Below are 9,333 nucleotides of genomic sequence, written 5' to 3' on the forward strand. Positions count from 1 at the left end.
GTTTACATACAGTGTTCAAAAAATTGACTTGAATTCAAAACAAATTCGAGACACTGCCTCTTTATATGTAAATTTTTTTATGAACTTAATGAGCTCGTGAATTTACCAAATTTGCCATTAATACATAAATATTTTTATATGTTGGGAACAAATACCTTATATAACACTGAGATAATCAAAGGAGAAAAGTCAATATTATAAAAAAATTTTTCTGCTTTATCTTGTAGTCTTTGCAAATTTTATTTATTTTTGAATTTTGTTTCATTTTATAACTGTTCATATCCCATAAAATGAGTCAACTAACACCATTTTGGTCATAGAAATCTGTCTAATAAGGAATTCATAGCAAAATTAAAATGACATTGTTTGGCATCAGTTTACAAAACTGACTGAAATCTATTGTAAATGCCAAAAACTCTAAAATTACGGCTTTTGAAGTTGATTACGGTACCTGAATAGTTACAAAATATCATGACATTTATAAGAGCTTGTTGGAAGCAGATAAACTTTATCTAAAGGATACCAAGTCGCTTTTAGGCCATCTTTTCATCTCACTTTTGTCTCTTTATGGATACGCAAAGTTCAAAATTGTATAAGAAAAGTTGATTTAACAAGTAAACATTCTCCAAGAGGCCTTATAGAGAAATTCCACAAAATCTACATGCTGGATTTAGATTGCCAGATAATTTTAAAGGAAGTATCTAAGAAGATTGATGAAATAGAAAAGAAGTTAAACTTGAACTTATTTCAAATGAGTAGAATTGAGGTTAAAATAGTTTACATTGGTCATCGGTTAAGGAAAAATCGTTATCAATTGCATTGATTTTCATAAAATTTGTTAAATTATTCATCAAATGCAAAACTGGAATCTGATATCGATTTCAATTTAAACACTAAACATTTGGGTTTGAGTTTTTCCGTCGAAATCGAGATCAGCAGCTCAAAATCCTTAACCGAATACAAATGAAATAGTTTAATAGTCTTTTTAGAAAAGTTACAGAAGGAGTTATATCATGAAATTAGATTTCAAGGACCTTGCTCTAAGGTTTGTCTTCGGGGGAGCTGCTGTTGCTGCCTGTTATATTATATTGCAGATAATCCCTTCAAAATCTTTTGCGGGAGTTTTTGCAGCTTTTCCAGCAGTTATGGCAGCTGCCGTGATAATGGCAGGACATTTCGGGACTTCAGAGCAGGCTTCTGACATTGCTCTCGGAGCCAGTGCAGGGATGATAGGTTGCACTATATGTGTGTTCACTGCTGCTTTCTGTATGGAGCACCTTAATAGATGGGGTCTTTCAATTATTATTGCCCTTATAGTCTGGTTTTTCAGCTCATATTTTGCAACCAGGCTTATCCAGGGTTTTCTGGGAAAAATGAAAGAAAAAAGACAGCAAAAAACGCATTATTAAAAACACATTATTGAAAATACACTGTTAAAAAATATACTATAAAATTTCTCAAGTTCCAGAAAAAAATCCTGGATAAGAAACTTCTCTGGATCTGTCTTTACTATATCTTTTTCCGGACTTTTCCGGGATTTATGCTCCTCTGAAATATTCCGGAATCTCTTCTTCTGTGTTTGTTGTGCTATTTATCTGCTTATTGTTTTAATTTCATTGGTTCTCCGCAGCATGTTACGTTGCCCGTACAGCAGGCATCAGTAGAGCAGGATGCATCTCCGCATTCCTTTACTACCTGAAGTTCAAAACCACATGCTTCACAACGAAGAGTCTGACCCATTTTCAAATCTCCACAGTTCATTTTCATATCACCTCAATATCTTGATATGGAAAGTATGTAATTTAGGTTCAAACTGTTTTTGAAACAATGATTCTGAACATTGGTCTGGGAAAAGTTGGAGTTAAAAAGTTGGAGTTAAGATGTACAAAAATAGAGTTGAGCCTTTGCCATTTTTCTTTAGATCACTTATTTTCATCAAATAATAATCAAAATAGCTTATTTTACAAAAATATTATTTTCTTATCTCTTAAATAGTTTTTTAAAGCTTATCGTAAAGATTATACCTGATTAAGGCTATTTTAAGTTGCCAATCTAAAAACAAACCATAAAAAGGTATAATCCATGATAAAAATTATTGATAAGGGATATAAATATTTATTGCTACAACTGAGTGATTTTTTAGGTATTGCAAAAACAATAGTTTTAAGCCTGAAGAGTATTGAAGGTAGAAAAAAATATGAAAAAATATTTGGAAGAAAATTAAAAGACAAAAAGGAAAATATAAGAGTTTATGCTCTTCACGCTAACCAGTCACTACTTATAGATTTCATAAGTAGCCTTTTTGAGAAATCAACATCTTCAGCCCTCTTACACAATTATTTCCTTTCCACAAGTTCTAATTTTAAAATAATATTCCAGAACACTAATAAAAAGAACAGAAAAAAAGCAAAAAACAATAGATGTTGCATAATCTTTGTATTTCAAACATTACTTTCTGACTTCTTTGAAGACATGATAAATGTCCTTAAAAGGAAAGTTAATATTCCTTACAAGATTAAACCTTTGATTGTTAAGAGTAAGGACTATATGGAAACTGTTCTTCCCTTGAATCAAATACTTGCTTTTCGATGTATTAAAACATTTAAGGGATATTTAGAAAACATTTTTTCACTAAACCCTTCTATTGATTCTTATTTCAATAACCTTCAAGTTTCAATGGGATATACGCCTCAACTTGAAGAATTGACTTTTAATAACATTTTCAAGTTAGAAGTATCAAGATGCAAACTTGGGTACTCAAATCTTGAATCGTTTATTAGGGATTATAACCAGAATCAAGCTCTAAGGCAGGAACTAAAAATCAAAAGTCGAGGAAAGATCACTCTTTCATCTTATCGACGAAACCTAAAAATGATTTATCCTTATCTGGACAAATTTGCAGGAATACTGATACAAGAATGTAGAAATCTTAACCTCATTGGTGATAAAATCTGGATTTGGGATCGAAGATTTTTTGAATGTAATTGCAGTGGTTTGAAGAACAAAGAAACAGGAAAGCTTTCTGATCCAGATGCTGGACATTATGTCAAGAAAACAGGCAAATATAGTGTATTATCAGGAACAGGATACACTGACACATGTATTGTTGATAGCTGGTGGGGTTTACCTGTTTATTGGGATGCAGTAAATGCAAGTAAAAATGACAACACTATATTTCAGGATACGATAAACCAGTGTATGAAATCAACAACAGTAAAACCGTTTTTTGTGATAGCAGATGCAGGACCTGATAGTCATCCTTCTAACGAAACTGTAATTGAAAACGGGGTTGTTCCAATCATAGCAGCAAGAGCAAATAGTGTTGGAAATATCTTGAAAACAGAAAAAGGAACTCACTTTAGAGCTCAATACATACCAAGAATTTATCATAAACTGCTTGGAAAATTATACAATATCAGAACAACTGTTGAAAGAAAAAATTCAAACGATGTTGTTGGATACAATCGATCAAAAACACCTACAAGAGGAAATGTATGGGCCAAAACTTATGTGTCAATAAGCAATATTACCGCTCTACTTGCGGCACTAACGGCTTTTAAAGTTGGAAGACACGATCTGATAAGAGCAACAGGAGCTTTTAGAAGGTTGAATGTCTGAGTGACTAGAAGTAATTTTTTCTTAAAAAAGGGAATTTAGTGATTTTAATTCAAGATTAAAGCATTAATTGAGAAATTGGCAAAGGCTCAGTTCATTTCCTTCTTACTTCGCAGTTCAACCTTATTTGATACAATCAGCTTTATTTATATCTAGTAAAAATTAAAACATAACTGTAATCAACTTGGATCTAAGTAGAACTGATCTGATATCACTGAAACTAATTCAAGTTTAAGTAAGATTAATCAGAATACACTGAAGGTTATTCTAACCCATCTCAAACTTACTATATAAAATATGTTTAGATCTCAGAAGTGCACGCACTTTTATTAAAAGCCCTGAGTTTTTTTGAAATGAATATTTATAGAACCTTATAAATGTCAATATTCTAGCTTTCTACGCTTCAAACTTCAGTTACCTTTTTAAAGCTCTGTTCTGTCAGGAAGAGTAAATTCTTATTATATTTGCCGCAAATATCTACATTAATCTGGCAAAACCTATTTTCGGATCAAAAAACAGGAAATGTTTTTATGAAGATGAACCCACGCTGCACCTATTGCCTGCTTTCAAGAGTACACTTTCAATCTAAGCTTTCTACTGACGATGAAGACCTGATAAGCAAGACCATTAAAGAATGCCTTGAGGTTGTGACCAAGAACTACAGTCCCGATGCGGTATCTGCTTCCGTAGCCACTAAAGTTCACAGAAAATGCTATGAAGTTCTGGAAGACAATGACCCTTATGCGGTAACAAAGAAACTTATCAACCAGGCTGCGCTGAAAGTCCTGCCTGCAGCGAAGGAAGAAATTTACGAAAATTCTCCTGATAATGAAGAACTTTTCAGGCGGGCAGTACTGGCATCAGTGGTTGCGAATTACTTTGATTTCGGAATTATGGGTTTTGATGCCAGTGAAGACAAATTTGAGGCTGCTTTTCGGAAATATTTCGAAAAAGGGCTTGATGTGGATGACACTCCCAAAATGCTCGGGCTCATGCAGGATGTTGTTTATATTGCCGACAACTGCGGAGAAATCCTCTTTGATATGCTTGTTTTTGATGTAATCAAAAAACTCGGTGGAAAGATCACACTCGTAGTCCGGGGTGAGCCCATTCTGACAGACGTGACTTTAGAAGAGGTAAGAGAATTCGAGATTGATAACAAAGTTGACAGAGTCATGACAACCGGCTCAAATGCCGTAGGTGTCCTGATTGAGGAAGCTCCGGCCGAACTGCTTCAGGCAATGAAAGACGCAACCCTTATTATCAGCAAGGGCATGGCCAATTACGAAACTTTATCCGAACATAACTTTGGGCCTATTGCATACATGCTTCTTACTAAATGTGAGTGTGTTGCTGAAGATCTGGGACTTGAAAAAGGTTTATCCATTGCAAAACTGATGAACTATCCCTGAGCTTTCCTCTGAGAAGTTTTCGGAAGCTTCTTATCTCTCAGGCTCACTAGTATAGTTATGGCTATACTATGGATGGCAGAAAAACAGTTTGATGCATGTAGCAGCATGCAGTAAAGTGCTATTACCACGGCATAGAATGTATTATTATACTGAGTTATACTAACTAAATTGAAAAATTTGAAATAATTAGTAAGGAGATATGAAAAAATGTGTGAACTCAATGTGTTCTTGCTTCGTGGAGATGAGCGTGAGAGAATTATGGATTCCGTAGCAAGGATCCTGGTTGAAGGCGACTCAGTCCAGCTTACTGGAATTCTAGGGGACCAAATGACTGTCGAAGGCTCAGTCAAAGAAGTTAACTTCTCACGAGGAGAAGCCCTTATCCTTGCAAATTAAATTTTTATTTTTCGTTTTATCTCTTCTTTTATATCCTATATTTTTTTCTGTCCTTACTTTCTTTTTCCTTCTTCACTTTCTTTTTTCTTTCTTCATTCCTTTTTTCTGTCCTTATTTTCTTTTTCCTTCTTCACTTCCTTTTTATTTCTTCATTCCTTTTTTCTGTCCTTACTTTCTTTTTTCTGGCTTTACCTCTTTTTCTCTGTCTCTGTTTCTCTATTTTCCTTTCTTTTCCTACTTAGTTATCGGGAATAACCTATAGAAAAAGGATCTGTAAGCTTCCGAATTTCGGAATATGTCTTTTAATTTCTTTAATCAACGAGATATCTCGAGAAAAACATTTATCTGACTTTGTCCATTATAACTCCATGTGTTCCGAGATACCAGAGGCTTAGGTCAAGACATTAGAAAAATGTTTGCTAGTGCAATATCTTGGATTACGTGTCGGGAGTTTACAACAAATCCGCAAAAATTATAAAAAATAGTTATAATCTATGGATACACCTTAAACTTATGCCTACACTCAAGACTTATGTAATCAAATGTCCGGAATTACGATATCGGGCTAAATTTTAAACTTTCAGTGGTTTAGGCTAATGTCAAGTCGGGTAATAGGATTAAAAAGGACTGGATAAAATGGTTAAAGCAAAAATCGCAGTAAATGGTTACGGAACCATAGGAAAAAGAGTTGCAGATGCCGTACAGGCTCAGGACGATATGGAAGTTATCGGAATTTCCAAAACAAAGCCTAATTATGAAGCTGCAGTGGCCCACAAGCTAGGATATGACATCTATGCCCCAGCTGCAAATCTCGGAGCTTTTGAGAAAGCCGGAATGCCCGCAGCCGGGACAATTGAAGAAATGGTTGAAAAGGCTGACCTTGTTGTAGATTGCACGCCCGGAGGAGTCGGGGAAGGAAATAAATCTCTGTATGAAAAGGCCGGAGTAAAGGCAATCTGGCAGGGTGGCGAAGATCATTCACTTGCAGGTTTTTCATTTAATGCGATTTGCAATTACGAGCAGGCTGTGGGCCGTGACCTGGTAAGGGTTGTCTCATGCAATACTACAGCACTTTGCAGGGCTATATACCCTATAGACAAGGAATTGGGGGTAAAAAAGGTCAGGGTAATTCTTGCAAGAAGGGCAACTGATCCTAACGATGTAAAGAAAGGGCCAATTAATGCAATCGTACCCGATCCGATCAAGCTTCCATCTCATCATGGGCCTGATGTAAAAAGTGTGCTTCCACAGATTAACATTACAAGTGCAGCCCTGAAAATTCCGACAACCCTGATGCACGTACACACCGTGAATATGGAAGTAGATAAGGACTGCACTGTAGATGATGTTAATAATATCTTTGGTTCCCAGTCAAGAATCCGTTTCGTGGGACAGGGTATGTCGTCTACAGCGGAAATTATGGAATTTGCCAGAGATATGAAGCGCCCCAGAAATGACATGTGGGAAAACTGCATCTGGCCTGAATCAATCACTGTAGGGGATAAGGAGATTTATTTCTTCCAGGCTGTCCATCAGGAATCCATTGTAGTTCCGGAAAATGTGGATGCTATAAGGGCCATGATGGAACTTGAAAGCGATGGTGCAAAGTCAATTGAAAAGACAAACAAGGCTATTGGCCTGTATAACAAGTAATAAAAATAAGGTGCCGGAATCTAAGGCTATAGTCTAAATCTATAGTCTAAATCTATAGTCTAAATCTATAGTCTAAGTCTATAGTCTAAGTCTATATCGACTCCGGCTTTGAATGTTCTGGATATTCAACCTGAATATCTGGAATTAGATTTCTGAAACCCGGAAATTCCATACATAAACTTATATTCTGTATTGGACATTTATATTCGACATTGGATATTTGTACTCTGCGTTGGGTACTTGTACTCTATATTGGACATTTATATTCTGCATTGGATTTCTTACTAATCTAAAGAATAGAAAGTCGAAATCCTTATCTTTCGAGTGAAGAAATATAATTTGAAATTTTTAATTGGAAAAAATGGCTAAGACATGGACTCAACAAATTCAGGATTTTTGAAGTTATCTCAAGATGCTTTTAAAGCCGCATCAGACTCTATCTGTGATCTTGCAGGTACTGATGCTGCAGGTAGTTTTGTTTATATGGGAGCCGACGGAACTCCTACTACCAAAATAGATCTCGCAGCAGAGGACGCTATCGTTGAAGTCCTTAAAGAAGACGGCAGGTCCATGAGAATTATCAGCGAGGAGCTTGGCGAACTTATTTTGGGGGATTCTCCCGAGTTTTCTGTTGTTCTGGATCCGCTTGATGGGACCTATAATTCCACAGTAGGAATTCCCTTTTACAGTGTTTCTTTAGCCGTTTCTTCTAACGATCTTTCAGATCTAAGGTTCGGGTATGTGAGTAACCTTGCCTTACGCGAAGAATACTACGCAGAAGCCGGAAAAGGGGCTTACCTTAATGGAAAAAAAATAAAAGCTTCCGTCAACTCGGAGCTGAATAAGTTATGTGTCAGTGTTTACGGCTACCGGCAAAACGTAGAAAGAACCCGAAAGATATACAGGAGCGTCAGGAGGGTAAGGTTATTCGGGAGTGTAGCCCTCGAGTTATGTTATGTAGCTTCAGGCAAGCTTGATGCTTTCGTTGACGTCCGAAATGCTTTGCGGGTGACCGACGTGGCAGCAGGGCAACTGATTCTGGCCGAAGCAGGCGGACTTGTCACGGACGGATACGGAAATTCTTTAAGACTTCCTGATAATGTTACCGCAAGAGTGGAAATGGTTGCTTCTAACGGACACGTACATGAAAAGCTCTTAAAATTACTCTTCGGGGGATAAGTTGGCGATAAAGAAAATAGGAATATCTGCACGCTGCGACAGGCCTGAAGTAATTGAAAAGGTAAGTGAGATTCTTGCCCATTTCAGCTCAAAGGTTCAAATTTTTGTTGCCACTCCAACAGCTGAGGTACTCGGAATAGAAGGTACTCCGGTTGAAAGAATGAAAGAAGAAGGAGTGGAACTTATTATCAGTGTAGGAGGAGATGGCACAGTACTCCGAAATATTGCCAAAATGAAAGACCCTCTTCCTATACTCGGAATCAATATGGGTACGCTTGGCTTTCTTGTAGATGTTGAGCCCGAAAATGCTCTTGAAACCATAGAAGAAGTGCTTTACGGCTTTTCTTATACCGAAAGAATGCGAGTCGATGTTTTCCTTAATGGGGAAATGCTTGAGACTGCAACGAACGAAATTGCGATAATGTCTGCAAAGCCTGCGAAGATTATTCAGTTTGAGGTTTATGTTGGAGATTGTCTTCTTGACTCGATGCGTGCGGATGGTGTGGTTTTTGCAACCCCTACAGGCTCTACTGCCTATGCAATGAGCGCAGGTGGCCCTATTATAAGTCCAAGAGTAAATGCTATTGTGGTTGTTCCTGTTGCTCCTTTTAAACTCTCGTCAAGGCCCTGGGTTATCCCATCAGACAGCGAGATCACTATAAGGCTATCGGCTCCAAAAAAAGAGGCGGTTATTGCGATTGACGGACAGAAGTCTTACAGAATCAAACCCGACGATATCGTCAAACTTAAAAAATCCAGATTTCCTGCACGCTTTGTAAGAATTTCGGATACATGTTTTTATGAAAGAGTTCAGAGGAAACTTGCCTGAATGTGAGCTCTTACTTTACATTAGAGCAAGCTTTTACTTTATATTAGAGCAAGTTTTTACTTTATATTAGAGCAAGTTTTTACTTTATATTAGAGCAAGTTTTTACTTTATATTAGAGCAAGTTTTTTTTACATTAGGAAAGTCTTTACTTGTTAATTTGAGATAGCCTTCATTCATTGGTCATCGGTTAAGGAAAAATCGTTATCAATTGCATTGATTTTCATAAAATTTGTTAAATTATTCATCAAA

Annotated in this window: 8 protein-coding genes; 7 read left to right on the top strand and 1 reads right to left on the bottom strand. The window is 36.5% G+C overall.

What is annotated here, in order from left to right; all coding sequences use genetic code 11:
* Window positions 1–1,013 precede the first annotated feature (1,013 nt).
* Window positions 1,014–1,409 carry a DUF3147 family protein gene (locus ASJ81_RS06020; protein ID WP_095643700.1) on the top strand — a complete coding sequence of 132 codons (396 nt, stop codon included), beginning with the start codon at window positions 1,014–1,016 and terminating at the stop codon, window positions 1,407–1,409.
* A 190-nt stretch (window positions 1,410–1,599) separates the two neighbouring features.
* Here ASJ81_RS06020 and ASJ81_RS22650 read toward each other — a convergent pair whose 3' ends face one another.
* Window positions 1,600–1,767, bottom strand: coding sequence for a hypothetical protein (locus ASJ81_RS22650; RefSeq protein WP_155396737.1), 168 nt, complete (start codon window positions 1,765–1,767; stop codon window positions 1,600–1,602).
* 315 nt (window positions 1,768–2,082) lie between these two features.
* Between ASJ81_RS22650 and ASJ81_RS22655 the strand changes: the two genes are divergently transcribed.
* From ASJ81_RS22655 to ASJ81_RS06055, 6 genes are all read left to right on the top strand, one after another.
* Window positions 2,083–3,618, top strand: a complete 1,536-nt coding sequence (locus tag ASJ81_RS22655; protein WP_170943215.1) for a transposase — start codon at window positions 2,083–2,085, stop codon at window positions 3,616–3,618.
* A 527-nt stretch (window positions 3,619–4,145) separates the two neighbouring features.
* Window positions 4,146–5,027, top strand: coding sequence for a damage-control phosphatase ARMT1 family protein (locus ASJ81_RS06030; RefSeq protein ID WP_095643701.1), 882 nt, complete (start codon window positions 4,146–4,148; stop codon window positions 5,025–5,027).
* Between the two features lie 207 nt (window positions 5,028–5,234).
* Entirely contained in the window at window positions 5,235–5,423 is a 189-nt protein-coding gene (locus ASJ81_RS06035) for a CooT family nickel-binding protein (protein WP_048107058.1), read from the top strand.
* A 636-nt stretch (window positions 5,424–6,059) separates the two neighbouring features.
* Window positions 6,060–7,076, top strand: coding sequence for a type II glyceraldehyde-3-phosphate dehydrogenase (locus tag ASJ81_RS06045; protein WP_095643703.1), 1,017 nt, complete (start codon window positions 6,060–6,062; stop codon window positions 7,074–7,076).
* Between the two features lie 372 nt (window positions 7,077–7,448).
* Complete coding sequence (locus ASJ81_RS06050) at window positions 7,449–8,255, top strand: bifunctional fructose-bisphosphatase/inositol-phosphate phosphatase (RefSeq protein ID WP_095643704.1); 807 nt, start codon at window positions 7,449–7,451, stop codon at window positions 8,253–8,255.
* A 1-nt stretch (window position 8,256) separates the two neighbouring features.
* Window positions 8,257–9,084: an NAD(+)/NADH kinase gene (locus ASJ81_RS06055; protein WP_095643705.1), complete on the top strand. Its 828-nt coding sequence runs from the start codon at window positions 8,257–8,259 to the stop codon at window positions 9,082–9,084.
* Window positions 9,085–9,333 lie beyond the last annotated feature (249 nt).

This window comes from Methanosarcina spelaei (assembly GCF_002287235.1).
GTDB lineage: Archaea > Halobacteriota > Methanosarcinia > Methanosarcinales > Methanosarcinaceae > Methanosarcina > Methanosarcina spelaei.

Coding starts and splice junctions, on each gene's coding strand:
- ASJ81_RS06030 (WP_095643701.1), top strand. CDS start 4,146: ATGAAGATGAACCCACGCTGCACCTATTGCCTGCTTTCAAGAGTACAC.
- ASJ81_RS06035 (WP_048107058.1), top strand. CDS start 5,235: ATGTGTGAACTCAATGTGTTCTTGCTTCGTGGAGATGAGCGTGAGAGA.
- ASJ81_RS06020 (WP_095643700.1), top strand. CDS start 1,014: ATGAAATTAGATTTCAAGGACCTTGCTCTAAGGTTTGTCTTCGGGGGA.
- ASJ81_RS06050 (WP_095643704.1), top strand. CDS start 7,449: ATGGACTCAACAAATTCAGGATTTTTGAAGTTATCTCAAGATGCTTTT.
- ASJ81_RS22655 (WP_170943215.1), top strand. CDS start 2,083: ATGATAAAAATTATTGATAAGGGATATAAATATTTATTGCTACAACTG.
- ASJ81_RS06045 (WP_095643703.1), top strand. CDS start 6,060: ATGGTTAAAGCAAAAATCGCAGTAAATGGTTACGGAACCATAGGAAAA.
- ASJ81_RS22650 (WP_155396737.1), bottom strand. CDS start 1,767: ATGAAAATGAACTGTGGAGATTTGAAAATGGGTCAGACTCTTCGTTGT.